The organism is Micromonospora luteifusca, from assembly GCF_016907275.1.
GTDB lineage: Bacteria > Actinomycetota > Actinomycetes > Mycobacteriales > Micromonosporaceae > Micromonospora > Micromonospora luteifusca.
On sequence record NZ_JAFBBP010000001.1, the window covers coordinates 692276 to 717564 of the forward strand.

The 25289-nt window shown below is 70.7% G+C and carries 23 protein-coding genes; 7 read left to right on the forward strand and 16 right to left on the reverse strand.

Going from position 1 to position 25289, the window contains the following annotated elements; all coding sequences use genetic code 11:
• Nucleotides 1–9: 9 nt before the first annotated feature.
• The 4 genes from JOD64_RS02965 to JOD64_RS02980 form a co-directional block, all read right to left on the reverse strand.
• Complete coding sequence (locus tag JOD64_RS02965) at nucleotides 10–348, reverse strand: acyl carrier protein (RefSeq protein ID WP_204940778.1); 339 nt, start codon at nucleotides 346–348, stop codon at nucleotides 10–12.
• Complete coding sequence (locus JOD64_RS02970; protein WP_204940779.1) at nucleotides 345–4847, reverse strand: non-ribosomal peptide synthetase; 4503 nt, start codon at nucleotides 4845–4847, stop codon at nucleotides 345–347. The genes JOD64_RS02965 and JOD64_RS02970 overlap by 4 nt, the downstream gene beginning before the upstream one ends.
• A 97-nt stretch (nucleotides 4848–4944) precedes the next feature.
• Nucleotides 4945–6744 carry a non-ribosomal peptide synthetase gene (locus JOD64_RS02975; protein WP_204940780.1) on the reverse strand — a complete coding sequence of 600 codons (1800 nt, stop codon included), beginning with the start codon at nucleotides 6742–6744 and terminating at the stop codon, nucleotides 4945–4947.
• Between the two features lie 136 nt (nucleotides 6745–6880).
• On the reverse strand, nucleotides 6881–7732 hold the full coding sequence (locus JOD64_RS02980; protein ID WP_204940781.1) for an NAD(P)-dependent oxidoreductase: 852 nt from the start codon (nucleotides 7730–7732) through the stop codon (nucleotides 6881–6883).
• Between the two features lie 86 nt (nucleotides 7733–7818).
• On the opposite strand from JOD64_RS02980, the gene JOD64_RS02985 reads away from it, so the two are divergent.
• On the forward strand, nucleotides 7819–8634 hold the full coding sequence (locus tag JOD64_RS02985) for a metallophosphoesterase (RefSeq protein ID WP_204940782.1): 816 nt from the start codon (nucleotides 7819–7821) through the stop codon (nucleotides 8632–8634).
• Here the strand turns inward: JOD64_RS02985 and JOD64_RS32715 are convergent.
• Both JOD64_RS32715 and JOD64_RS02995 read right to left on the reverse strand, forming a co-directional pair.
• On the reverse strand, nucleotides 8624–9310 hold the full coding sequence (locus JOD64_RS32715; protein ID WP_204940783.1) for a flavodoxin: 687 nt from the start codon (nucleotides 9308–9310) through the stop codon (nucleotides 8624–8626). The genes JOD64_RS02985 and JOD64_RS32715 overlap by 11 nt on opposite strands.
• Nucleotides 9311–9338: 28 nt before the next feature.
• The gene (locus JOD64_RS02995) at nucleotides 9339–10196 is read right to left on the reverse strand and encodes an aldo/keto reductase (protein ID WP_204940784.1); all 858 of its coding nucleotides are present in this window, start codon (nucleotides 10194–10196) and stop codon (nucleotides 9339–9341) included.
• Nucleotides 10197–10332: 136 nt separating this feature from the next.
• Between JOD64_RS02995 and JOD64_RS03000 the strand changes: the two genes are divergently transcribed.
• From JOD64_RS03000 to JOD64_RS03015, 4 genes are all read left to right on the forward strand, one after another.
• Nucleotides 10333–11235, forward strand: a complete 903-nt coding sequence (locus tag JOD64_RS03000) for a helix-turn-helix transcriptional regulator (RefSeq protein ID WP_204940785.1) — start codon at nucleotides 10333–10335, stop codon at nucleotides 11233–11235.
• A gap of 55 nt (nucleotides 11236–11290) precedes the next feature.
• On the forward strand, nucleotides 11291–11821 hold the full coding sequence (locus JOD64_RS03005; protein WP_204940786.1) for a GNAT family N-acetyltransferase: 531 nt from the start codon (nucleotides 11291–11293) through the stop codon (nucleotides 11819–11821).
• Nucleotides 11822–12210: 389 nt separating this feature from the next.
• Nucleotides 12211–12447, forward strand: coding sequence for a hypothetical protein (locus JOD64_RS03010; protein WP_204940787.1), 237 nt, complete (start codon nucleotides 12211–12213; stop codon nucleotides 12445–12447).
• Nucleotides 12444–12662 carry a hypothetical protein gene (locus JOD64_RS03015; RefSeq protein WP_204940788.1) on the forward strand — a complete coding sequence of 73 codons (219 nt, stop codon included), beginning with the start codon at nucleotides 12444–12446 and terminating at the stop codon, nucleotides 12660–12662. The genes JOD64_RS03010 and JOD64_RS03015 overlap by 4 nt, the downstream gene beginning before the upstream one ends.
• A 74-nt stretch (nucleotides 12663–12736) precedes the next feature.
• Here JOD64_RS03015 and JOD64_RS03020 read toward each other — a convergent pair whose 3' ends face one another.
• The 3 genes from JOD64_RS03020 to JOD64_RS03030 all read right to left on the reverse strand — a co-directional run bounded on the left by JOD64_RS03020 (nucleotide 12737) and on the right by JOD64_RS03030 (nucleotide 14957).
• Nucleotides 12737–13210 (reverse strand): MarR family winged helix-turn-helix transcriptional regulator, encoded by a 474-nt coding sequence (locus JOD64_RS03020; protein ID WP_204940789.1) that lies wholly within the window; start codon nucleotides 13208–13210, stop codon nucleotides 12737–12739.
• Nucleotides 13207–14082 carry an MBL fold metallo-hydrolase gene (locus JOD64_RS03025; RefSeq protein ID WP_204940790.1) on the reverse strand — a complete coding sequence of 292 codons (876 nt, stop codon included), beginning with the start codon at nucleotides 14080–14082 and terminating at the stop codon, nucleotides 13207–13209. Before JOD64_RS03025 ends, JOD64_RS03020 begins: the two co-directional genes overlap by 4 nt.
• A 122-nt stretch (nucleotides 14083–14204) precedes the next feature.
• Complete coding sequence (locus JOD64_RS03030) at nucleotides 14205–14957, reverse strand: alpha/beta fold hydrolase (protein WP_204940791.1); 753 nt, start codon at nucleotides 14955–14957, stop codon at nucleotides 14205–14207.
• A gap of 62 nt (nucleotides 14958–15019) precedes the next feature.
• On the opposite strand from JOD64_RS03030, the gene JOD64_RS03035 reads away from it, so the two are divergent.
• Entirely contained in the window at nucleotides 15020–15547 is a 528-nt protein-coding gene (locus tag JOD64_RS03035) for a PadR family transcriptional regulator (protein WP_204940792.1), read from the forward strand.
• Between the two features lie 30 nt (nucleotides 15548–15577).
• Here JOD64_RS03035 and JOD64_RS03040 read toward each other — a convergent pair whose 3' ends face one another.
• From JOD64_RS03040 to JOD64_RS03060, 5 genes are all read right to left on the reverse strand, one after another.
• Nucleotides 15578–16471, reverse strand: coding sequence for a hydroxyquinol 1,2-dioxygenase (locus JOD64_RS03040; RefSeq protein ID WP_204940793.1), 894 nt, complete (start codon nucleotides 16469–16471; stop codon nucleotides 15578–15580).
• The gene (locus tag JOD64_RS03045) at nucleotides 16468–17529 is read right to left on the reverse strand and encodes a maleylacetate reductase (protein WP_204940794.1); all 1062 of its coding nucleotides are present in this window, start codon (nucleotides 17527–17529) and stop codon (nucleotides 16468–16470) included. Before JOD64_RS03045 ends, JOD64_RS03040 begins: the two co-directional genes overlap by 4 nt.
• Nucleotides 17530–17554: 25 nt before the next feature.
• Nucleotides 17555–18445 carry an SDR family NAD(P)-dependent oxidoreductase gene (locus tag JOD64_RS03050; RefSeq protein WP_204940795.1) on the reverse strand — a complete coding sequence of 297 codons (891 nt, stop codon included), beginning with the start codon at nucleotides 18443–18445 and terminating at the stop codon, nucleotides 17555–17557.
• A 41-nt stretch (nucleotides 18446–18486) separates the two neighbouring features.
• Nucleotides 18487–19494: an alcohol dehydrogenase catalytic domain-containing protein gene (locus JOD64_RS03055; protein WP_204940796.1), complete on the reverse strand. Its 1008-nt coding sequence runs from the start codon at nucleotides 19492–19494 to the stop codon at nucleotides 18487–18489.
• Nucleotides 19495–19656: 162 nt separating this feature from the next.
• Entirely contained in the window at nucleotides 19657–20493 is an 837-nt protein-coding gene (locus JOD64_RS03060) for an alpha/beta fold hydrolase (protein WP_204940797.1), read from the reverse strand.
• A gap of 410 nt (nucleotides 20494–20903) precedes the next feature.
• Here JOD64_RS03060 and JOD64_RS03065 point away from each other — a divergent pair, with 410 nt between their 5' ends.
• A complete protein-coding gene (locus tag JOD64_RS03065) occupies nucleotides 20904–21413 on the forward strand; it encodes an SRPBCC family protein (RefSeq protein ID WP_204940798.1) in 510 nt (169 codons plus the stop codon).
• A gap of 39 nt (nucleotides 21414–21452) precedes the next feature.
• On the opposite strand, the gene JOD64_RS03070 is transcribed toward JOD64_RS03065, so the two are convergent.
• A complete protein-coding gene (locus JOD64_RS03070; RefSeq protein WP_204940799.1) occupies nucleotides 21453–24248 on the reverse strand; it encodes a helix-turn-helix transcriptional regulator in 2796 nt (931 codons plus the stop codon).
• Between the two features lie 233 nt (nucleotides 24249–24481).
• On the reverse strand, nucleotides 24482–25081 hold the full coding sequence (gene wrbA / locus JOD64_RS03075) for an NAD(P)H:quinone oxidoreductase (protein WP_204940800.1): 600 nt from the start codon (nucleotides 25079–25081) through the stop codon (nucleotides 24482–24484).
• Nucleotides 25082–25289 lie beyond the last annotated feature (208 nt).

Sequence of the window (25289 nt, forward strand, 5' to 3'; positions counted from 1 at the left end):
TCGTCCCCTTCATCGGCTCGCGGCGGCGTCGGACTGGCCTGCCGAACGACGCCGGTCCAGCAGACTGCCGCGGTTCCGCGCGCCGAGCAGGGCCAACTTCCGCTCCCCGCTCTCGTCGGCGAGCAGCGCTGCCTGGGCCCGTACGGTGTTGTGCTGGAAGAGGTCGGCGGCCTCCAGCGTGCGGTCTGTCAGTTCCTGCAACTCCTCAAGTACGACGATCAGCAGGAGCGAATCACCTCCGGCCTCGAAGAAGTTGGTGTCCAGCGGCACGTCGGCCACCGGGGTGTCCAGGGCGTTCGCCCAGGCGGCAGCCACCTCGGTCGCCAGGTCCGGCTTCTCGTCGTTCACAGCGGGTTTCCCTTCAGCACGGGTAGATCCAGGTCAGCGGTGAGATCGGATGCGCACCGGGCGCAGTCGTCCAACAGGTCGACAACCGCGCGTTGCTCGAACAGGTCGGTCGCGTACGCCGCGGTCAGTACGAGCCCGTCCGGCCGGGCCTCGGTGCCGACCTCCAGTTCGAACTTGACGCGGGTGGCGCTCAGCGGTGCGGCTTCGGCGGTCACGCCGGGGCCGAACGACGGCGGAGCAGGTGCCACGTCCCCTGCGGCGAGATAGACCGGGGTGATCGGCGGGCGGCTCAGGTCGCGGTCGGGATGCAGCGCGGCGGCGACAGCGTCGAAGGGCGCGTCGGCGTCCTGGTAGCCGACGAGGCTGTCCTCGCGGACCCGACGCAGCACCTCCCGCCAGGTCGGTGAGCCGGCCAGATCGACGCGCAGCACAGCCGTGTTGACCAGCATGGCGACGGCGTTGGCGGCGTCGCGGGCCTCCCGGCCGCCCCACGGGTACGCGAACAGGAAGTCCCGTTGGTCGCTCCGGCGGGCCAACGCCACGGCCAGTACCGCCGCGGTGGTCATGAAGGTGGTCACGCCCAGCGGGCGGGTCGCCGCCCGGATCCGCTCGGTGAGGTCCGCCGTCAGCGGGCGGGTCACGGTGGCACCGGCGACCGGCTGGATGGACGGTCGAGGTCGGGCATGCGGCAGGCGGATGTCGGTGGGCGCACCTCGCAGCCGCGCGACCACCGCGGCGACCCTGCGGTCGGCGGCGGCGGCGTCCATCGGGCCGGCGAGCGTCGCTGGGTGCACCGTCGGGGGTAGCACCGCAAGGCACCCTTCGGCGCCGGCACTGTACCGCTCGCCGATCTGGTCGAGCAGCAGTTGCATGGACCAACCGTCGGCGGCGATGTGGTGCACGGTGAGCACCAGCAGCGTCTCCGACCCGGTGCCGAGCAGATGCGCGCGGGCCGGGGCGTCGACGGCCAGGTCGAACGGCGCCCAGCAGGCGTCGTCCAGGCAGGCGGCGAGCTCGGCGGGTGGCACGTCGTCGACGCGGGTGACGGTCGGTGGCGGCCCGTCGGTGCGGTAGCGCACCCGCCGCTCGGCGCGGACCAGCCGGAACCGGGAGCGCAGGGCCGGGTGGCGACCCAACACCTCCCGCACCGCTTCCTCCAGCCGGTCACGGTCGACCGCACCGGTGAGGCGGACGACCAGCGGCGACAGGTATGCCGCGCCCAGGGCGGGCAGCCGGCTGATCGCCCACAGCCGCTGCTGGATCGGAGTCGCCGGGTAGGAGTCGTCCGCGCCGGGGGCGGTGCCGTCGTTCGCACCGGCGCTGGTCTGGTCAGCGGTGGCGGTGTCGAGCAGGCGGGCGAGACCGGCGACGGTCGGCTCGGTGAGGAAGTCGCGCAACGGCACGGTCTTGCCGGTCCGCCGATCAGCCTCGGCGAGCATGCTCACCGCCAACAGCGAATGGCCACCGAGGGTGAAGAAGCTGTCGTCCGGGCCGAGGTTGTCCGGGCGTTCCCCGCGCTCGGAGAGGACATCGGTGAACAGGGCCGCCACGGCCGCTTCGGCGGCGGTCAGCGGGCGGGCCGCCGCCGTCGTGTGGGCCAGCCGCGTCGACGGAAGGGCGGCGAGTGCCGCGAAGTCGACCTTGTCGTTGCCGGTACGCGGCAGGGCGTCGACCGCGTACACGTCGGTCGGCAGCACCGCCGGCGGCAGCCAACGCTGCAGGGGCCGGACCAGGTCGTCTCGGCCCGGCAACGCCGCGCTGTCGGTGTCGAGTTGGACGTAGGCGACCAGCCGGGGCGGGCTGTCGACCGCGTGGACGGCTGCGGCACGCACCCCCGGCTGGTCCTCCATCAGCCGGGCCACCTCACCCGGCTCGATCCGATGGCCGAGAATCTTGACCTGTTCGTCGACCCTGCCCAGATACTCCAGCCGACCGTCGCGGCGCAACGCGACCCGATCGCCCGTGCGGTAGAGGCGCGCGCCCCGGCCGGCGTCCCACGGGTCGGCAGGGAAGGCGACGGCGGTGCGCTCGGGATCGCCGAGGTAACCCAACGACACCCCGGCACCGCCGACGCACAGCTCGCCCGGTACGCCGTCCGGCAGCGCCTCCAGATTCGGCCCGAGCACGTAGGCGCGGGTGTTGGGCAGCGGCCTGCCGATCGCCGGCTGCCGTGGGTCGGAGAGGTCGGTGAGGGCGAACGTACTGACACAGCAGGCCTCGGTCGGGCCGTACACGTTGACCACCGGCACCCCCCACTGCCGGGCGCTCTGCTCCACGGTCTGGCGGGGCAGTGCCTCGCCGCCGACATAGAGTCGGCGCAGGCTGGTGCCGGTCTCCTCGTCGGCGTCGAGCACGGCGCGGAAGAGGCTGGGAGTCAGCGACATCGTGGTGGCGCCCTGCGGTCCGTGCAGCAGCCGGGCCAGCAGGCGGGGGTCGCGGCGGGTCTCCTCGTCCGCGACGATCAGCTGGGCGCCGGCGGCCAGCGCCCGGAAGGTCTCGAAGGTGGCCGGGTCGAACGAGACCGAGAACGCGCAGAGCAGGCGGTCCGTGCTGTTCAGGCCCGTCTCGGCGTTCCACCAGGAGATGGTGTTGAGCAGGCCGCGGTGCGGCACGATCGCGCCCTTCGGCCGGCCGCTGGTGCCGGAGGTGTAGATGATGACGGCCGGGTCGTCGGCGTCGATCGGTGGCCGGCGCCGCCGGGGCGGGGCTTCGCCGACCATGGCCTCGTCGAGGTGTACGACGGGCAGCGCGAGCCGACGCAGCAGATCGGCGCTGACCAGGCTGCGGCCGGTGGCGTCGAGCACGATCGCCGACGCGCCCAGCTCGGTGACGATGTGTTCCAGCTTGTCGACGGGAGTGTCCGGGTTGAGTGGCGTGTACGCGGCGCCGGCCCGCAGCACCCCGAGCCAGCCGGCGACGAGCGCACCACCTCGGTCGGCGACCACGGGTACCCGGCCACCCACCGGCACGCCGACTGCGGCGAGTCGGTCCGCGACCCACCAGGACCTGCCGTCGAGTTCCCGCCAGCTGGTGTCCGTGCCGGCGCACGTGACGGCGCGGGCCTCCGGGTCCATGTCGGCGATCCGCTCGTCGATCGCTTCCAGCACCGTCCGGTACGGCGGGGTGCGGGACTCGCCGACCAACGTGCCGGCCGGCACTCCGTCCGCCGAGGTGGACAGGGGCAGCCGGCACACCAACAGCTCGGGATCGGTGACGGCTGCACCGAGCAGGGCAACGAAACCCTCGGCGAGCGCCACGGCGACGTCGGCCTCGTAGCGGTCCGCGTCGTACTCGACCAGGCCGGTCAGGCCGTCCTCGCCCTCCTCCAGCACGAACGCCACGTCGAACTTGGCGGTCCCGGTGAACAGCTGCACCGGCGTTGCCCACCGGGTCGGCCCCTGGGCGGTGGGTGCGTTCTGCAGGACGAACGCCACGTCCACCGGGTCGCCGTACGCGGCCGGCAGTGCCGCCACCAGTTGGTCGTACGGGATGCGCTGGTAGCTGAGGGCCCGGAACGCCTCGGTGCGCACCGCCGTGCACAGCTCGGCGAAGGTGCGGTCGGCGGCGGGGCGGCAGCGGACCGGCACGGTGTTGGCGAAGAAGCCGACGAGTCGCTCCAACTCGGACCGGGGCCGGTTGGCGGCGACCGTGCCGAGCAGAAAGTCCTCGCGGCCGGACCAGCGACTCAGCACCGTCTGGAAGGCCGCCAGCAGCACGACGTAGGGAGTGGCGCTCAGCGCGCCAGCCAGCTCACGGCTGGCTGCCCAGGTCTCGGCAGGAAGGGTGAAGCGGTGTTCGCCGCCGGATCGCGTCGGCGCGGCCGGGCCGCCGGCGCGACGATTGCCCAGGACCATTCCGCTCGCGACGGTAAACAGCTCGGCCACCCGCTCGGTGAGCAGGGTGCGGGTGCCGCGGGCGTCGAAGGCGGCGCGGTCGGTGACGGCGAAGTCCGCGTACCGCACCGGCAGCGGTTCGAAGTCGGGCGCCGCACCGGCCAGCGCCGCCTCGTACGCGGTGGCCAGGTCCTCGAACAGCGGCGCCAGCGACCACCCGTCCACGGCGATGTGGTGGATGTTGATGAGCATCGCGTCGCCGCCGGGCAGGCCGCGCCACAACGTGCACCGCCAGGGCGCCTCGCCGGCCAGGTCGAACGGGACGCGTGCCCGCTCGTCGGCCTGCCGGCGGGCGATCGACCAGGCGTCGGCGTGACCGGCCAGGTCGATGACCTCCAACGACACCGGCCCGGGGTCACCGACGAGTTGGACCGGCCGGCCGTCGCGCAGCCGGTAGGTGGTACGGAGCACCTCGTGCCGGGTCGCGACGGCGGCCAGCGCGTCGGCCAGTGCGTCGGCGTCGGCGCCCTGGGTCCACCGCACCAGCAGCGGCACGTTGTAGGTGGGCGTACCCGGTGCCGCGGTCTCGATGTACCAGAGGCGTTCCTGCGCGAACGACAGCGGCGCGACCGACGAGTCGGATCGAGCCAGGGTGGTTGGTATCACGACATCCCCCGTGTCAGAGATCAGTCAGCGGAGTGGCGCACGGCGATGCGCCCACGGACGGAGTTCGGGGCTGCAGCGGTGGCTGGCCTCGGGTCGTTCAGAGGGTGGCGGGCTGCCGGTCGCGCAGCCGGTCCACGAGGTCGGCGGCCGAGGTCGCCAGCAGCACGTCGTGCGGTTCCACTTCGACGCCGAGTCGTTCGGTGAGCCGCGACGCGGCCTGGATGGCCAGGATCGAGTTGCCGCCGAGGTCGAGGAACGTGTCGGTCCGGGTGACCCTGCTGAGGTTCAGCACGTCGCGCCAGGTCTCCGTCACGCCGGCCAGCACCGGATCCCCGCTCTCGGCCCCGCCCGGGCCGTCGTCGGCGACCAGCGCGAGCAGCGCCGCGCGGTCGGCCTTGCCGGTCTGGCCGACCGGTAACGCCTCCAGGACGATCCAGCGGGCTGGCACCATGTATCGGGGAACGCGGGCCACCAGGGCCGCCGACAGCTGCGACGGGGTTGGTGCGCTCCCCGCGCCGGGCAGGACGAAGCCGACCAGGAGTGCCTGCGGGCCGTCGCCGACCTTCTCCACGATGGCGACATCGGCCAGCCCGGTGGCCATGATGGCCCGCTCGATCTCCTCCAGCTCGATGCGGAACCCCCGCAGCTTCACCTGCCGGTCGTAGCGGCCGAGCAGTTCGACGCCGCCGTCGGGGGTCAGCCGGGCGAGGTCGCCGGACCGGTAGACCATCTCCCCGTCGGGCAGTCGGACGAACCGCTGCGCGGTGAGTTCGGGCTGCCCGAGGTAGCCCAGCGCCACCTTCGGGCCACCGATGCACAACTCCCCCGTCGCGCCCTCGGCGACCGGACGCTGCTGATCGTCGAGCAGACGCAGGGTGGTGTGCTGCAGTGCCCTGCCGATCGGCACCCGATCCACGCCGACGAGGTTGGCCGCGGTCACCTCGTGGTACGCGGCGAAGGTGGTGGTCTCGGTCGGACCGTACGCGTTGACCAGCCGTCGGGGCGGCGTGGCCGCAAGCACCGCGCGGGCGGCGGCGAGCTGCATCTGCTCCCCGCCGACGAGCAGGTTCCGCACGGTGCCGAAGGCGGCCGGGCGTTCCCGCGCGACCATGTGGAACAGCGTGGTGGTCAGGAACATCGTGGTGATGGCCTCGGCGCGCAGCAGATCCACCCAGTCGTCCAACGTCATGTCGGTGACCGCGGGCAGCACCACCAGCGTGCCGCCGGCGGTCAGCGTGCTCCACACCTCGAAGGTGGTCGCGTCGAAGGCCGGGTTCGAGAGGCTGACCACGCGGTCGCCGCGTGCCACCGGGCAGTATTCGGCGCCGTCGACCAGCCCCACCACCGCGCGATGTGGCACCACCACGCCCTTGGGGCGGCCGGTGGAGCCGGAGGTGTACGCCACGTAGAGCGGGTCGTCGCCGCCCGCCTGCTCGTCGAGGGTGGGCTGGTCCGACACGGCTGGTGCCGCTGCGACAGTAGCGCGCAGCCAGGTGAGGTCGGCCGGCAGCGCCCAGTCGGCCGGCTCGCCGTCAGCGGCAGTGACCACCAGGCGTACCGCGGCCTCGGTGACGAGCGCGGTGTTGCGGTCGGCCGGATTGCTGACATCCAAAGGCAGGTAGGCGGCGCCGCAGCGGGCGATGGCGAGGATTCCGACGATCAGCTCCGCAGAACGCTCCATCGCCAGCGCGACGATGTCGCCGCGCCGGGCGCCGTGCCGGGTCAACTCGGTCGCCAACCGGGTGGCCGCCTGCCACAGCTCCCGATAGGTCATCTCCCGGCCGGTGACCGCCTCGCGCACGGCAGTCGCGTCCGGGCTTCGGCGCACCCAGGTGCCGACGAGGTCGTGCGCAGATCGCGAGGTGATCGGTTCACTGTCCAGAGGTACGGCCGCCACGTTGGTCCCCCATGTGTTTACCTTCTGGTCATACGATGGCCACCGTGACTACACGTTCACTTAACGCGATCGAGCTGGGGAAATACGACGACGGCGGCCCGAGGGGCCGCCGTCGTTGCTGAGTGTCGGAGACTGTTCAGCGGGTCGCGGCCCGCCGCAGCACCGCGACGATCTCCCCGATGTCGCTCTCGGAGAGCTGGGGCAGCTCACCGGCGAACTGCTGGTGGGCGGCGGCGATCACGCCCCCGCTCGGCGCGCCCGCCTCAAGCGCCAGCTTCAGATCCTTCGTGGCCAGTCCGTACGAGAACTGCGTGGGCGCCTCAGGATTGTCCAACCGGGCGCGCACCCGCGGCACGAGTGAACCGAGCGCGGTGCCGCTCAGCGCCGTCATCGTGGTCTCCGTGGACAGCCCGAGCCGATCGCCCAGCGCCAGCGCCTCACCGACGAGCACGAAGGAGCCGCACAGCGCCACGTTGACGACGAGTTTGACGGCCGCGCCCGCACCCAGTGGCCCGACATGCTGGACCTTGCCGAGCACGTCCAGCACCTCGCGTACCCGGGCCAGGGTCTTGTCACCGCCCCCGAAGAGGATCACCAACTCGCCGGCTGCGGCGGCCGGCAGGCTGCCCTTGACCGGGGCGTCCGCGAGGTCCAGGTCGGGCAGCCGGTCGTGCAGGGAGGCGACGTAGTCGGGGCCGACGGTGGACATCTCGACCAGCGTCACCCCCGGGTCGAGCGCGGCGGCGGCACCGTGGTCGCCGAAGAGCACCGCGTCCACGGCGGCCGGTCCCGTCAGCATGGTGATCACCACGTCGGCCCCAGCGACCGCCTCGGCGGGGGTCGCGGCGGCCCGAGCCCCCGCCTGCACCAGCGGCGCCACCTTCTCAACTGTCCGGTTGTAGACCGTCACCTCATGGTTGGCAGCAATCAGCCGACCGGCCATCAGGGAGCCCATCCGGCCGAGACCAAGAAATCCGATGCGTGTCATCCGCACAACCTAGCGTCACCCATCGCGGCACGCCCCGCCCGATCATCAACCTCGCCCGTCGATCGGTTGCGGGTAGGGTTGCGCGGGTGACTGTCGACCAGACGCCCCTCTTCGTGGTCGCCGACGTGCACGGCCACCGCGCCGAGCTGCGCAACGCGCTGCAGGATGCCGGCCTCACCGACGCGGCCGGGCACTGGTCCGGCGCGGACGCGCGGCTGTGGCTGCTCGGTGACTACGTCGACCGCGGACCGGACGGGATCGGGGTCATCGACGACGTACGGCGGCTGACCGGCGAGGCCGCCGGAGTCGGCGGCGAGGTGCACGCACTGCTGGGTAACCACGAGGTGCAGTTGCTCGCGGCGTACCTCCTCGACACCAGCACGGTGCCCGGCTGGCAGCAGCAGGACGGCTTCCGGGGCGCCTGGGCACGATTCGGCGGTCGAGACGACGACCTGCGCCGGCTCCGCGACGAGCACATCTCGTGGATCGTCTCCCGACCGGCCATGGCGGTCGTCGACGGCTACCTGCTGGTGCACTCCGACACCACCCGCTATCTGGAGTTCGGCGACAGTGTCGCCGCCGTCAACGCCGAGGTCGCGAAGGCGCTCGCCAGTCGGGACGCCGCCGGCTGGCTGGCGTTCTGCTATCAGATGAGCGACCGTGGCGCGTTCCGGGACAGCGAGCCGGCCAAGCCGGACGACCCGGTGGCCACCATGCTCGGCACGTACGGTGGCGAGGTGCTGGTGCACGGCCACAGCACGCTCACCAAGCACTTCGGGGTCGCCCCTGGCGAGGTGCGCGAGGCCCTGCGGTACGCCGACGGCCGCGTCCTCGCCATCGATGGCGGCGCCTACGAGGGCGGTCGGATCCTGGTCACCCGGCTCGACGACCTCACGAGCTGATCAGGTTGTTCTGCTTGAGCCAGGTCTGAACGGTAGGCCCGGCAGCGTCGACTTCTTCGCCGCGCACGGCCAGCCCGGTGGCGACCGTGGCACCCCGGCAGGAGGCGGCGTAATCACGCTCGGTGGTGCCCAGCCCGCTCATGGCGTAGGTGGTGATCGGATGAACAGTCTTGCCGGTGAAGTCGTAGCCCTCGGCGAAGGTTGACATGATCATCGGCGCGCGGACGTTCCAGATCCCGCTGGCCAGCAGCACGGTGGTGTACCGGTCGACCGATGGGAGCGGGTTGGCGATGGCGGGGCGCGCGTCGGCGTTCTGCTCGCGTACGTTGCGCGCGACCGTTTCGTCGTAGTCGTCGGAGTAGGGGTCGGCGGCCTCGATGCGGTGCACGTCGCAGCCGATCAGCTCGCCGATCATGTCGGCGAGCCGTTGTGTGTTGCCGGTCCGCAGGAACCGGCGACCGCCGTTGTGGTAGTTCCAGCCGGCGCGGGAGAAGTACGCCACCAGCACCGCTGGCCGCCCGCCCAGCGCGGTGGAGCGGCCCGGGGCCGTGCTGGCCGTCGGCTGCGGTCCCGAATCGGCCGCGCAGCCTCCCGAGGCTGCCGCCACCGCGGCGCCGGCCACTCCTACCCCGCTCAGTCGCAGCAGCGACCGGCGCCGAATGGCGATGCCCTGCACGTCGTCACCTCCGGGTACGTGCTCTGGATCAGTCGACCCGGCGTCCGCCGAGCCACTGGACCATCTTCGGGTCGCGGTGGTCGAAGAACACGGTCTCGCCGGTGTCCAGGCCGGCGATGCGGGTCATCTCCTCGTCGCTTAGCTCGAAGTCGAAAATGTCGAAATTCTGCGCCATCCGCTCGGGACGCACCGACTTCGGGATGACCACGACGTCACGCTGGGTCAGCCAGCGCAGAACGACCTGGGCGACCGACTTTCCGTGCACGCTGCCGATATCGGTCAGGGTCGGGTTGCTGAACAGGTCGTTCTTGCCTTCGGCGAACGGCCCCCACGACTCGATCTGCACACGATGCTCGCGCATGAGCTGCTGGTCGGCGTGGCGCTGGAAGAACGGATGGGTCTCGACCTGGTTGACCGCGGGGATCACGTCGTTGTGCTGGATCAGATCCACCAGCCGGTCCGGGAAGAAGTTCGACACGCCGATCGCCTTGATCAGCCCCTGGCTGTAAAGCTTCTGCATCGCCCGCCACGAGCTGTAGTAGTCCCCCAGGGGCTGGTGGATCAGGTACAGATCGAGGTAGTCCACGCCCAGCTTCCGCAGGGACGTGTCGAACTCGCGCCTGGCGGTGTCCTCGCCGGTGTGTTGGATCCAGAGCTTGGTCGTGACAAACAGCTCCTCGCGGGGGATGCCGCTGGCGGCGATCGCCCGGCCGACGGCTTCCTCGTTGCCGTAGGAGGCGGCGGTGTCGATGGACCGGTAGCCGGCCGCCAACGCGTCGGTGACGACCTGCTCAGTCTGCTCACCGGGGACCTGAAAGACACCGAAACCCAGAATCGGCATCTGGACCCCGTTGTTGAGCGTGACGAGTCGGTTCTGCACAGCCATACCGGTTCCCTCCGCTGGTTCGGTTCTGGTCCGGACCACCACCCAACCCGGTTTCGCGGCCGGCAAACAGTGACGGTCCTGCCCGGTAACGCCAGACCCTCCCTACGCGCCCGAACAGCGCCGTACGTTCGAGGACATGGACAACCGCAGTGAGGTCCGGGACTTCCTCACCACCCGCCGTGAACGACTCACTCCCGAGCAAGCCGGTGTCCCGTTCTTCGGCGGAAGGCGGCGGGTCAAGGGCCTGCGCCGCGAGGAGGTGGCGATGCTCGCCGGGATGAGCACCGACTACTACACCCGGCTGGAACGCGGCAACCTCACCGGCGTCTCCCACTCGGTGCTGGACGCCCTCGCCCACGCGTTGCAACTCGACGAAGCCGAACGCGCCCACCTGTTTGACCTCGCCGAAACCGCCAACGTGCCCAAACCCGGGCACCCACCCCGGCGAGTGGCACGCCGGACGCCAGTGCGGGCCGGCGTCCAGCGCATCCTGGACACCATCAACGCCCCCGCGTACGCCCGCAACGGGCGAATGGACATCCTGGCCACCAACCGACTCGGACGGGCCCTGTTCGCCGACGCCCTCGGTGCGACTGGCGGTTTCAACCTCGTCCGTTTCCTGTTCCTCGATCCCCGCGCACAGGATTTCTACCCCGCCTGGCGCTCAGTGGCCGCCGACAGCGTCGCCGCCCTGCGCACCTACGCCGGACGAAACCCCTACGACCGCGCGCTCACCGACCTGGTTGGCGAACTCAGCACCCGCAGCGAGGCTTTCCGCACGTGGTGGGCCACCCACAACGTGAAACTGCATCACACCGCCACCAAGACGATGCGCCACGCCATCGCCGGAGACCTCGAACTCACCGGCGAAGCCCTCCACCTGCCCGGCGACTCCGACCTGACGATCATCACCTACACCTGGGAGCCGGCAAGCCCCACGGAGCAGGCACTCGTCTTTCTCGCCTCCTGGAATTCCCAGCCCGCCGACGACGCCACCGGTCAACACTCGCGCTCACCCCGAGGCCCGACCTCCAGGTGAACCGCGCGCGTACCGGCCCGGCCCTGCACCTCAGCGGCCGGTTTACCATTCCGCCATGGACGACACCACCCGCGGCGTACGTATCAGACGCGGTGGCCCGGCCGATGCGCCCGCCGTACTGGACATGCTCGATGCCGCGGTGACCTGGATGAACGATCGCGGCAACACCGAGCAGTGGGGCACGACGCCGTTCTCTGCAAAGCCCGGAGGGCCCGAGCTGGTCGACCGGTACCTGACCGAGAACCTCCCGTACATCGCGGAGGTGGACGGAACGCCTGCCGCAACCTTGGTATTGGACTCCGGTCCCAACCCGACGGCGCCGATCGCGCCCGCGAAAGAACCCGAGCGGTTCGTTCGCCTACTCGTCTCCCACCGACGATTCGCCGGTCAGAAGCTCGGGTCGGCCCTGCTGGCACACGCGGTCGAGGAGACCCGGCGCGCCGGCGTCGGGTTGCTACGGGTCGACTGCTGGGCGGGCGGCGGTGGTCAGTTGGTGGCGTACTACGAGCGCCACGGGTTCACGTCCACCGAAACCTTCCTAGCTGGAGCCTGGCCGGGGCAGGTGCTGGCCCAGCGGGTCGGTTGAGCCGCAGACCTCAGTCGACCCTGACCACGTACTTGCCCCGCACCCCGCCCGCCTCCAACGCCCGGTGTGCCGCCGCTGTCTCCTGCCCGGCCGATCCCGGGTTCCGCCAGGGCTGAACAGCCGCGTCCGCCCCCACCCACGTCGAGCTTGGCTGGCGCCCCGTCCCGCGTCGCGCTCATGTTGCTGCCCGCAACGACGGCGGTGTCGCCTCCCCGCCTCGACGGGACGCCAGCCTGGATCGCCGAACGGGCGGGTGGGCGGGACGGCGGAGTCACCCTCCAGCGGGAAGGCGTTCGCTACGTCGAGGGAGGTGGCAGGCGTGTGGTGAGTCCGATGGTTGACCTCATCCGCGGCGCGACACAGCGCCGCAGCAACAGGGGGAGAATCGGATGCGGAAAGTGATCCGCCGCATGGCATTGACCGCAGTCGCGGCCCTGGCCACAACGCTGGGTGCTGCCACCGTGGGCGGCGTGGCGAACGCGACGACCGAAGGCCCCGCCGCACAGGAGACTGCCAGCGTCGGGAGGGTGCAGGGTTGGGGGCGCCTGCACTACCAGGATCCGATCCATGACGTGCAGTTCTCCGTGGACGCCACCGTCACCTACCCACCGGGGCCGACCCGATGAGCCGGGAGATCGGGTGGCTGAAGCAACGCTTCGGCTTCAGCATCGCGGACAACGGCAAGGGGCACTTCGACCGGGTTGGGTGGTCCGGCCCGCAGCTGCGAGACGTGCCCGGACGGCCCGACGATCCCGAGCTTCGGCGATGCATGGCTCCGGCACCGTTCCACACCGTCCGGGCGGGTGGTTACACGGTTGTGGGCGCAGACTTCGCCGGGTGACAAGGTGCTCGGGGCCGGCGGCTACGTCGGCCCCGATGGGATCCCCCGTGGGCGCGTCGCGCTCGGCGAGGCGGTCATTCCGGTTGCTTCTTTTCAGCGGCGAGGCGGTTCGCGAGGGCTAGTCCGGCGGGCGACTGTCGGGTAAAGCCGTCGAGGAATCTGATGAAGGCACCGATGTCCGTCCCCGCACTGGCGTGGTCGAGCAGCTCGTACAGCTGGTTCTCGATCTCTACGACGCGGAGGGCTTTGTCCCGCCCCTGCCTGGTGAGCGTGAGCCGGACCTGCCGTCGGTCGTGTTCACTTGTGGTTCTCTCCACGAGACCTGCGGCGACAAGTCGATCGACGATGCGACTGGGGCTGGTGCCGGTGTCGCAGACGAGCATGTCGCCGAGTTCCCTGAGTGCAAGCGGTCCGTGGTCGCCGATGATGCGCAGTGCTTCCGATTGCGCCGGCGTCACACCGATCTCGGACAGCCTCACGGTGAGCTGACGGTTGCCTTCTCGTTGTGCTGCGAGGATGAGGTAGCGAAGCTGCTCGGCTGTTCTCACACCGGCATCGTGCCGTGTTCCCGCAGGGCCGTGGCCAGGAGCCCGGGTGCCGCGGGGTCGTGTGCGGCGAGAATCGGCATGCTCGGGTGGCGGGCGGCCAACATGTTGACTCGATGGGTGACCTCGTGCAGTCCGCTGAGGTCGCCGACTCCGGGGATGCGATCGGCCGCGAGACGCTGCACGTCATAGGTGACGTCGCCGACGAAGAGCATGGGCGGCAGCCCTTGAGCGCGTAGCAGCAGCGACATCGAACCAGGCGTGTGGCCGGGGGTCGGCAGCAACAACAGGGAGCCATCGCCCATGACGTCGTGGGCGTGCGTGAACGGCGCGATGGCGGGGTCTTCGACGCGATGCGGGGTGACAGCCGTGAAGCTGACGCCGGGCACGTGGATGTGCTCCCGCAGCAGACCGGCGAAGACTGCGAACCTCTTGTCGACCTCCGCCAGTTCGTTGGCATCGACCAGAATGTGCGCCGATCTCGGCAGCTCCCGCAGACCGCCGATGTGGTCTTGATGCAGGTGGGAGACGATCGCCACGCGTACGTCTGCGATGTCGTAGCCCTGGTCGCGAAGTCGCTCGGTCAGGGTGGCGCCCGCAGGAACGTCGAACTTGGCGAGCCGGCGGTAGAGGTGTCCGGCCGGACCGCCAGGGAAGTATCCCGGGTCGGTGACCGAGCGCCGGTCCTGGCCGGTATCGAACAGGACCAGTCCCTCGTCGTGCTCGATCACGTACACGTTGATCGGGAGGGGTTCGGTCCACCGGCGCGACGTGTTGAGCCACCACCACAGCGGGCTGCCGTTCGTCTCGCGGTGCTCCGGACGGATCTGGACGGTGCCGGTGCTGACCACCGTAACCCGCTTGATCGGCCTCATCGTGCCCCTTAGATGTCGTGACATGCATGTCGCGACATGGATTGAACGCCGGAGTGCCTCTCCTGTCAAGGCCTCCCCCCTGCTTCATCCGCTGGGGCGGGATCGCGGATGGGACGCGTGGGCTATGCCGGCAGTGCCGCGACCGTGGCCGCGACGAAGCCGTCGGGGTTGTCCAGCATGATGTTGTGGCCGCTGTCGGGTACGGCGACCACCCGCACGCCCGCATCGGTCAGGGCCTGTGCGCCGATCGGTTCGTTGCCGGCCGGGTGGAGGTAGGTGCGCGGCACGGGCAGTTCGAGCAGCAACTCTCGCATGGTGGGGATGGTGCCGCGGCCGAGGTGTGCCGCCGTGCGGTACAACGCCTCCGGGCCCGTGAGCCGCATCGTCGCCGCCCAGGCCGGGCCGACCCGGGTGAGCGTGTCGGTTCGGCCGTCGCCGTGGACGAACTGCTCCTCGGTGTAGCGGGAGCGGATGCCGACGCCCGGAGGCTGCGGGTCGAGGGTGGCGTCGACGAGGACCAGTGCGGAGACAAGGTGTGGATGGCGGGCGGCCAGGACGATGGCGACGGCCCCGCCCATGCTGTGCGCGATCACCTCTGCGGTGCTGACCCCGGCTGCTGTCAGCGCGGTGGCGGCGAGGTCGGCGTGCTCCTCCAGGGTGTACGAGGCGTCGGCCGGCCGATCGCTGATGCCGTGCCCGAGCAGGTCCATCAGCAGGCTGCGCCGTCCGGCGAGGGCGGGGTTGGTGGCCACCGCCGCGTAGTACGCCGGTGAGGAGGCGCCGAGCCCATGCAGGTAGACCCGTGTGGGCTCGGCGCCGGGGAGTTCCACCCAGCGGATCGTCGTGCCGTCCGGTCGGACCTGGGCGCCGCGCATCACGTACCTCCTGACCTATACCTCGCGTTCGAGATATTCCGTTGCCGAGGTAAGTTAGCACGGTGTTGGAGTTCGCGATATTGGGCTTCCTGGCCGACGCCCCGCTGCACGGGTACGAGCTACGCAGAAGTGTTGCCGCACTCACCGGCCACGTCCGGCCGATCGCGGACGGGACGCTGTACCCGACGATCAAGCGGATGGAACGTGCGGGTTGGCTTCGCCGGGACGTGCAGGCGGGCCAGGTGGCGGCACCACGGCACGTGCTGATCCTCAGCCCGGCCGGACAGGCGGAGTTACTGCGTCAGCTCCGCACACCCGACGAGCTCTTCATCAGCGACGAGAACCGCTGGTTCACGCTGCTGGCCTTCCTGCACCACCTCGACGACCCGGTCGCCCAGGCGGCCGTCCTGCGCCGCCGGCTCGATTTCCTCACGCAGCCGGCGAGCTTCTTCTGGGACGGCGACCGACCGCTGCGCGCTGACGACTTTCCTCACGACCCCTTTCGCCGAGGGTTGTTCCGCATCGCCACCGCCACCAGCCGCACCGAGATCGCCTGGCTGCGAGAAATGCTGACGACGCTCCCGGGATGACCATCCGGACCGACTCCGGCCGACTGACGCTCACCCCTCCCCGCGAGCCACGGCCGCGGGCGCCAGAACGATGTCGAAGCGCACCCGTGACCACGTGCGGTCTCCCAGGTCCCGACCATCGGGAGTGGGGGAACCGGCCGGCCGGGGCTCGAAATCCAGCACCAGCGAGTCCCGTACGCCGAACACGCTGTCGCGGTCCAGCAGCTCGTCCCCGCGCACGAAGATGTGCGTCACCAGGGTTCTGAGCCCCTCCCCCTGAATCATCAGATGCAGGTGCGCGGCCCGCATCGGCGACCGTCCGGTGGCGGCCAGCAGCCGGCCGACCGGGCCGTCGTGCGGGATCGGGTACGGCGTCGGGGTGACCCCCCAGAAGCGGTAGCTCCCATCGGCGTCGCTGTACAGGTGCCCGCGGGCGGCGGAACGACCGTCGCCGTACTGGACGTCGTAGAAGCCGTCCTCGTCGGCTCCCCAGATCTCGATGCGCGCGTGCGGCACCGCGTTGCCGCCCGTGTCGGTGACCCTGCCCTCGACCCAGCACGGCTGCCCGGACGCTCCGGCCGCGATGTCCCCGCCGAGTTCGATCTCCGGTGACCCGTCGACGAAGAACGGGCCGAACACCGTCGCCTCGGTGGCGTCGCCGTACGCCTCGTTGTTGATGGTGATGGTCTGCATCGAGGCACCCAGGACGTCGGAGAGCAGGATGAACTCCTGACGCCGATCGTCGGTGATGTGCCCGACGGCGGTGAGGAACTCGATGGCACGCTGCCACTCCTGCTCGGTCAGCCGCACCTCCCGCAGGAAGGCGTGCAGGTGCCGGGTGAGCGCCTGCATCAGCTCCCTGACCCGCTCATCCGGCGCGTCGTCGAACGACGCGGCCACCCTTTCGACGAGCTGTGACTCGCGGTTCCGCTGCTCCAGGGTCATACTGGCTCCCCTCCGTCCCATGCTCGGCGTAACAGGTCCTCGAGGTTCTCCCGAGTGACCGGCGTCGGGTTGTTCGGCGGCACGGCCGCCAGGACCGCGTCGACGGCAGCCGGGATGTCGGTCTCGCGCAGCCCGTAGTCCCGCAGGGCGCGAGGTGCCGCCACCTGCTCCCGCAGGCGCTGCAACCCCTCCAGCGCGGACGCCGCACCGAAGGCCGCCGCCATCCGCTGCCCGCTGGTGGGAACCGACGGTACGTTGAGCGCGAGGACGTACGGCAGCACCACGGCGTGGGTCTGCGCGTGCGGGAGGTTGTACATCCCGCCGAGCACGTGGCAGATCCTGTGGTGCAGCCCGGAGCCGGCGGAGGCGAACGCCACGGCGGCCAGGTAGGCCCCGTACAGCGTCTGTTCGCGCCCCGCGATGCCCTGCGGTTCGCGCACGACCTCGGGGAGCCCCTGGCTTAGGGCGCGGATGCCCTCCACCGCGAGTGCCTGGTCGATCGGGTCGACCCGCGGCGCCCACATCGAGTCGACACAGTGCGCCAGCGCGTTCAGCCCGGAGGCCACGCTCAGCGGCACCGGCAGGGACAGCAGCAGGCTGGCGTCGTAGACGACAGACCGTGGCAACACGCGGGCGTCGACCCCGGTGGTCTTGCGGCCACCCTCGGTCAGCCCCCAGACGTTGGTGGCCTCCGAGCCCGCGTACGTGGTCGGAACGGCGACGATCGGCAGCCCGGTGGTCAGCGCCACCGCCTTGGCCAGGCCGGTGGTGGAACCGCCACCGATGCTGACGACGACGTCGACGTCGTGCTTCTCGGCGACCATGCGCGCCCGCTCGGCGACGTCGGTGGGCACGTGCATCACCACCTCGTCGTGGCGCACCGCGGCCGGCAGGGCGGCCACCAACGGGTCGGCCAGCGCTCTGTTCGCTGCCGTGGCGATCACCATCGGGCGGGTGGCGCCGAGCCGAGCCACCTCGTCGGCCACGTGACCTGCCGCCTGGTACGACGCGAACACCACCCGCTGCGGCAGCGTCTCGTGCGTGAAGCTGACCGTCACGCCGCACCGCCCCGGCCGAGGTCGGTCACCTCAGCCCCGGGTGGAGCAGGTCGTCGAGGCCGATACGCGTGAGGAATTCGGCGCGGATCCGGTCGGCGACCACGCTCACGACCTCCGAGCCGTCGTCGGCGGGGTCGATGTGGACGCGGAACGGCCGCTTGCCGTGCGGCGTCTGGACGATCCGCACGACCGCCGCGGCGACCTCGGCGACGTCGGCGTCCGGCGGCGCGAGTTCCGCCAGCCGCTGCGAGACCTGCTCCATGAGGCCCGCGTAGCGCTCGTCGTACGCCTTGACGGTCGCCTCGTCCGCCGGGCGGCCACTGTGGGCGAAGTGGTTCGTGCCGTGGGTGAAGGAGCCCGGTACGACGATGCTGGTCTCGATGTTGAAGCGGGCCAGCTCGGCGGCGTAGCTGATGGCCAGGGCGTCCATGCCGGCCTTCGCCGCGAAGTACGGGCCCAGGTACGGCGGGGTGCCGCCCCGGGTGCTGCTGGAACCGATCCAGACCACGAGGCCGTTGCCGCGTGCACGCATGTGCGGCAGGGCCGCCCGGTTCACCCGTTGTGTGCCGAGCACGTTGATGTCGTAGACGTGGGCGATCTCCTCGGGGGTGAACGCCTCGGTCGGCCCGGTGACCATGTGCCCGGCGTTGTGGACCAGGACGTCGAGCGCACCGTGCGCAGCGATGATTTTCGCAACGGCGACGTCGGCGGACGCCTGCGACTGCACGTCGAGTTCGATGGTGCGCAGGTCGACGTTGTGGTGGTCGGAGAAGGCCGCGGCCTCGGCGACCGCCGCCGCGTTGCGGTCGGTGGTGGCGCGCATGCTGGCGTAGACGGTGTGGCCGGCGCGGGCGAGCGCCCTGGCGGTCAGCGCGCCGAAGCCGCTGGAAGCGCCGGTGATCAGTACGACGGACATGAGAGGTGGGCTCCTTCGTTCGTTGCTGCTGTCCCTGGGGGTCAGAAGACGATGACGCTGCGGCCGTGCGCTGTCCCCGACGCCATGGCCGCCAGGGTGGCCGGTGCCTGGTCGAGGGAGACGCGGGTGATCTCGGGGAGGATCCCGTGCGCGGCGGAGAAGGCGAGGGTGTCGCGGAGGTCGTGCGGCGACCCGGACGGGTTGGCCATCACGTGCAGTCGGTTGAGGACCATCGGCTGACTGGGCAGGCTCAGCGGGGTGTTGTCGTAGCCGCAGAGCACCAGCGTGCCGTCCGGGGCGAGCCCGCCGAACGCGGCCGCCGCGGCCGCGGTGGTGGGCGCGGCGTTGAGGATCACGTTCGCCCCGCCGTCCCAGTCCTTCAGCGCCGCGGCGGGGTCCTGCTCGCTGGACACGATGAACTTTTCCGCGCCGAGCGACAACGCCTGCTCCTCGGCCCGGCGGGAGTGCCCCAGGACCGCGACGCGAGCGCCCATCGCGACGGCGTAGCGGATCGCCAGCGCTCCGATGCCACCCGAGCCGATGACGGCCACCCGTGACTCCGGGCGGGTCCCGGCCTGCCGAAGCCCGTTGAACGCCGTGATACCCGCGCACATCAGCGGCGCCGCCGCGACCGGGTCCAGTCCGGCCGGCAGCGGAGTCACGAAACCCGCTTTCAACACCGCGAACTCGGCGTACCCGCCGTCGACGACGATGCCGGTGATCCGCTTCGCCGGGCAGAGGATCTGGTCACCGCGTACGCAGTAGTCGCAGTGCCCGCACGAGTCGGCCAGGAACTGCGCCCCCACCGCCGTACCCACCGCCGGGAAGGTGACCCCCTCCCCCACCGCCTCGACGACACCGGTGATCTCGTGACCCGGCACCACGGGAAAACGAGCGAACGGAAAGTGGCCGCGGACCAGGTTCAGGTCGGTGAAACACACCCCACAGGCGGTCATCCGGACCAGGACCTCGCCGGGTCCGGGGGTGGGCACGTCACGTTCGACGAGCGACAACGGGGCGTCGATTCCGGTTGCGACAGCAGCATGCATGGTTGATTGCTCCTTCTGAGTCGGTCGATCGGCCGCCCCGTCGAGCGGCCGGCGTCGGGCAGCGGCGGCGCGTCGCGTGGGACGCGCCGCCGTGGTGCGACGGTGGCGGGCGGGAGCGGGGATCGCCTCCGGCCCGGCCACCGTGTGCCGTCCCTCAGTCCGTCACTTGGCGAGGAAGGCGAGCAGCGCGTTGTTGACCTCGTCGGCGTGGGTCCAGAGCAGACCGTGGGGCGCACCGTCGATCTCGACGTAGTCGGCGCTGGGAAGCGCCTTGTGGAACGGGCGCCCGGTGGCGTCGATCGGCAGGATGCGGTCGCCGGTGCCGTGCAGGATCAAGGCCGGAACATCAATGGCGCGGATGTCGTCACGGAAGTCGGTGATCCAGGTCAGCGGGGCGGCGGCGGCCGCGTACGAGCCGCCGCTGGCGGCGACGGCCGCGCTGTTCCGGACGGCTTCCTCGCTGATCCTGCTGCCCAGGTTCTCGTCGAGGTTGTAGAAGTCGGCGTAGAAGGCCGTGTAGTAGGCGTAACGGTCCTTGCGCACCTGCTCGGAGATGCCCTCGAAGAACTCCCGCGGCGCGGCGCCGATGGGGTTCTCGTCGGTCTTGAGCAGGAACGGCTCCAGCGAGGCGAGGAACGCGACCTTTGCGATCCGCACCGATCCGTAGCGGCCCAGGTACCGGGCGACCTCGCCGGTGCCCATCGAGAAACCGACGAGTACGGCGTTGGTCAGATCAAGTGTCTCCAGGAGGACGTTCAGGTCCCCGGCGAAGGTGTCGTAGTCGTACCCGAGAGCCGTCTGGCTGGACTGGCCGAAGCCACGCCGGTCGTAGGTGATGACCCGGTAGCCGGCCCTGAGCAGCTCGGCCGACTGCTTCTCCCACGAGTGTCCGCTGAGCGGAAACCCGTGGATCAGGACGACCGGCTGACCCGTGCCGTGGTCCTCGTAGTACAGCTCGATCGCCGTGCTGTTCTCTTCGCCCACCCTGATGTACGGCATGTGCGTTCCCTTTCCCTGAATGGTCCCTCGCTGTCGAGGGCGCCGCGGGCGCCGATGCCGGGTGCCGGCGGAGCGCCGTTGCTCCGCCGGCCGCATTGGTCGTTCGGCGTGCTCCGCCGCGGCGATGCAAGAGTCGGGCACCGGCGCCTGGGAACGCATCCGTCACATGACTGGACGCCCGTTCACGAGTCGACAGGGAGGTGTGGCAGGTCTCGCGATTCGTGCTCGGGCACCTACCGGTGGCTGCCCAGAATCCTCGTCGGAGGCGTGCACCCGGCGCAGGCCAGTCATCCGCCAAGTCATCTGACCGGTCACTCGGCGAGCCGGCGGAGACAGGCTGGGTGACGCAGGGTGCGGAGGTTTCGCCACCCGCGACAGCGGCACCGGAAGCAGTGGAAACGGAGAACGACATGCAGCACCCTCGGGCCGCCCGGGGCGTGTCCTGGGCGCGTAGGGACGACTACCGCTCCACGGCTTTCACGACCCCCCGCACGGAATCCTCGATGCACGGCGAGACCGTCATCGCGGCGTCGCCGGAACGGGTGTACGCACACCTGGTCGACGTCTCTAGGTGGCCCGACTGGCTTCCCGGGGTACGACGCGCGCACGCTCCGAACGGGATTCGGCTTGGCGCGGCGTTCGAGATCGAGATGTACGGGATCCGCCTGGAGGCCGTGGTGCCCGAGTACGAGCTCAACACCCGGTTCGGTTGGATCGGTTCCTCGCCGAACATGAGCATCTACCAGGCGTGGGACCTCGTCCCGTTCCCGCCGGGTACGCAGGTGGTCGCGCGGAAGGTCGAGCGGGAGCTCACGACGGTGGTGGTGGGCAACTCGCGGGTGGAGGAGCTCTACTACGCCCACCAGGACGCGCTACTGCGACTGAAGGAGGTGGCGGAGGCTGGCGGGCCGTCGGCGTGAGGGTCATTGCCGGGTACGCGACGGCACCTCGTCCGGACGCTACAGTCCGGGCGCCTGTCCGATCCCTCCGTCCGCGTCCTCGCTCAGTGCCGCGAGCGCGTCCCGGAGCGCGGCCCGGGAGGTGATGCCCAGTTTGGGGAAGATCTGGTACAGGTGGGTGCCGACCGTCCGGTGCGAGAGGAACAGCTTCTCGCCGATCTGTTTGTTCGTCAGACCAGAAGCCGCCAGTTCCGCGATCTCCCGTTCCTGATGGGTGAGCACGGCAGTGCGTCGATCGTTTCTCGGCTTCGCGAGGCCGGTGGCGCGCATCTCGTTGCTCGCCCGTTCGGCCCACGGCCGGGCGTCGAGCCGTTCGAAGGTCGCCAGGGCCGCCCGGAGTTGGGCCCGGGACTTCGCCGTCGCTCTGGAGCGGCGCAACCGCTCCCCGTACGCCAGACGTACCCGGGCCAGGTCGAACGGCCAACGCTCGATGTCGGGCAGCGCCAACGCCGCCTCGAAGAGCTCCTCGGCACGGTCGTCCGGGGCGGTGAAGGCTGACGCCGCCGCGCTGAGCAGCGCGAGCCGCGGCGACAACGAGCCGACGTTCGCCTCCCGGAGGCAGGCGGTGTGCGCCGCGGCCTCACGGACCCGGTTGGTCCGGACAGCCGCCTCCACCAGGTCCAGGCAGCCCCACAGGGCGTGCGGCACGTACGGCGCGAGCGTGCCCGCGGGACTGACCAACGTCGCGTGCTGGTACGCGCTCTCGAAGTCCCCTCGCGCCAGGTCGTTCAGGCCCCGCACGTGGTAGGCGTAGAACTCCGCCGCCCGCGCGCCGCGGGGCACCGCGAAGCGCAGAATGCGGTCGGTCAACGCATCACAGGCCTCGGCGTCTCCCCGCGCGGCGGCGAGCAGCGCGTGGATGTACTGGAAGTACCAGCCGAAGAATCCGAACCCGTGCTCGTCGCACAGTCGGATGCCCTCGTCCGCGAGGTCCGCGGCCTCGCCCCATCGCCCGCTGTGGTAGTCGTCCATGCAGAGGTGCAACAGCACGCCGAGGTGGCGGCGGGCCGGCGCGGCACTCTCCCGGCCGAGGCGGACAATTCGCCAGTCGGCCTCTCGACACGCCCCGAGCCGGTCCAGGTAGATGGCGGCGATGCCGACGCGGACGATCTCCGTAGGGTCGACCTCGGCGCCCGTACCGGCGACGAGCGCGTCGAGGCGGCCGGTCACCGCGTGCCCCGTGCGTGCCGGGTCGCTGAAGGTCGCGGCCATCACCGTGAGCAGCTCGGGCGCTGCGGGCGTCAGCCGGTTGAGCGCGGCGAAGAACGGCTCCCAACTGGTGGGCTCACCCGTGAAGAAGCAGAGCAGCAGGAGCGTGTACAACACGTCGATCAGTGCGTCGTCGTCGGCGTCGTAGCCGTGGTTACCCGCCTCGATGGCGCCGACCAGCAGTCGGTAGGCGGTCCGGACGTCGCCGTCGCTGTTGAGCAACAGGTGCACCGCGGCGGCCGTGGCGTACAACGAGCCACCTGGGCTGACCCGACGAGCATCGTCCAACAGTTGCGAGGCGTTGGTGAGTTCGCCGCTGGCGTCGGCGCCGATGTAGGCGGCCTGCGCCAGCCGTCGACCGCGCTCGACGGGCTCCGGTGTCAGGTCGGCGGAACGGGTCAACGACGCGACGGCGCCCACGGCGTCGCCGCGGCGCATGATCTGGTGCGCGGCCTGTTCCAGCAGCGCGGCGACCCCCTCGTCCGGCCCGACCGCCGCCTCGCCGAGGTGCCATGCCCTGCGCTCCGGCTGCCCGACGAGTGTCCGGGCGAGGGCGCGGTGCGCCCAGCGCAGTTCACCACTGGTGGCCACCTCGACGACCGCCGACTCGATCAGGGGGTGCCGGAAGGCGAGGTGATGTGTGCTGCTGTGGACCCGGACCAACTGGTCGCGCTCCGCCGGTTCGAGATCATCGAGGTCGTGGTCGCTCGCCGCATCGAGGAGCACGCCGAGTTCGCCCGTACCGCTCAACGCGCCTAGCAGCAGCAGCCGGCGGCAGGCCTCGGGCAGTCGGGACACCCGCGTCGCGAAGAGTGCCTGCAGCCGTCGGGTCAGTGGCAGGACGGCCGGCAGGGGGGCCTCGGCGAGACGTTGCCGCCCGCTCAACGCGGAGGGCAACTCCAGGAGGGCGAGCGGGTTCCCCCGAGCCTCCGAGAGCAACCGTCGCCGGACCGCCGGGGCGACCTCGGGAAAACGTTTGTTGATCAGTTCGCTGGCGGCGTCCGGCCGCAGGGGCCGCAGTTCGAGTTCGGGGATTCCGCCCTGCTCGAAGAAGCTCGCGGTGTGCGACCGGGTCGCGCCCAGAAAGCCCACGCTGGTGCCCACCAGCCGGCGCGCGACGAACCCGAGCACCGCCGAACTGGACCGGTCGAGCCACGGGAGGTCGTCGACGATGAGCAGCAGCGGCTGGGCCGTGGCCATGGAGCGGAGCAGGAGCAGTACCGCGTTGGACACCAGCAACCGGCCCGGCGGCGGGCCGCTGCCGAACCCGAGCGCCACCTGGAGCGCCTCATTGTGCACGCCCGGGAGTTCGGCGAAGGCGTCATAGAGCGGAAACAACAGCTGGTTCAAGCCGGAATAGCTGATGTCCGCCTCGAACTCCACCCCGGCCGCCCGGAGCACGCGCATCCCCGTCTCCGTGGCCGACTCCGCGACCGCGTCGAGCAGCGCCGTCTTGCCCACCCCGGGCTCTCCGGACACCAGCATCGACCCGCCGTTGACCATCGCCTGGCGCAGGAAAGTGCAGGCCACGGCGAGTTCTTCGGCACGGCCGATCAACGACCACGTCGGCGTTTCGGATCGATTCATGCCAGGCACCTCCTGACCGCGTTCCCAGGAAGATTCGCCGGCGGCGCGCCGGAATGGCCGATGCGCGGGGAACGCGCCGACCGGGCAACTCCGAGTCCCTGTACGCGGGCCAGGGCCGGCCTCCCATCCTGGAAGACCGGCCCTTGGCCTACTGGGTGCTCGGAGCGACTCGAACCGCTGCCCACTGATCGTTCACGTCCGCTCGCGAGGCCGCCCGGCACCATCGGGGATCGTCAGCCGTTGAGCTTGCCGGCGATCTTGACGACCCGCTGCGCCATGTGGTCGAGGGCGTTGAGCTGTGCGTCGCCCAACGGAGCGTCGTTGCTTCCGCCGGTGACGTGCGAGACGCCGTACGGGTTGCCGTCGCCGAACTTCAGCGGGTCGGTGTAGCCGGGGGCGACGACCAGACCGCCGAAGTGGTGGATCGTGTTGTAGAGCGCCAGGAGGGTCGACTCCTGGCCGCCGTGGGCGGTCATCGACGCGGTGAAGCCGGCGTACACCTTGTCGGCCAGCAGGCCCTGCCCCCACTGCGGGCCGAGGGTGTCGATGAACTGCTTCAGCTGGCTGGAGACGTTGCCGTAACGGGTGGGGGTGCCGAACAGCACCGCGTCGGCCCAGACCACGTCGTCGGCGGTCGCCTTCGGCTCGTTCTTCGTAGCGTCGAAGTGCTGGCTCCAGGCGGCGTTGGAGGCGATGGCCTCTGCCGGGGCAAGCTCGGGAACCTGACGCAGCCGCACCTCGGCGCCGGCCTTCTCGCCAGCCTCGGCGAGCCGCTTGGCCATGGCGTGGAGGGTGCCGGTCGAGGAGTAGTAAATGACGGAGAGCTTGGTCATCGAAGTGGTCCTTTCGGCAAAGTATTTGCCGGCGATAAATTTGCGTCGGCAACAACTCGACTGTAGCAGCGGTAGCGAGGCGGTCGCCACCGGGCCCCGGCCTGGCCCCCCGAGTGCCGCAACAAGATCCACAAACCGCGAAGGCCGCACCGGGCAGATGCCCGATGCGGCCTTCGGTGCTCAGGCTCGACGCGCCTGAACTACTCAG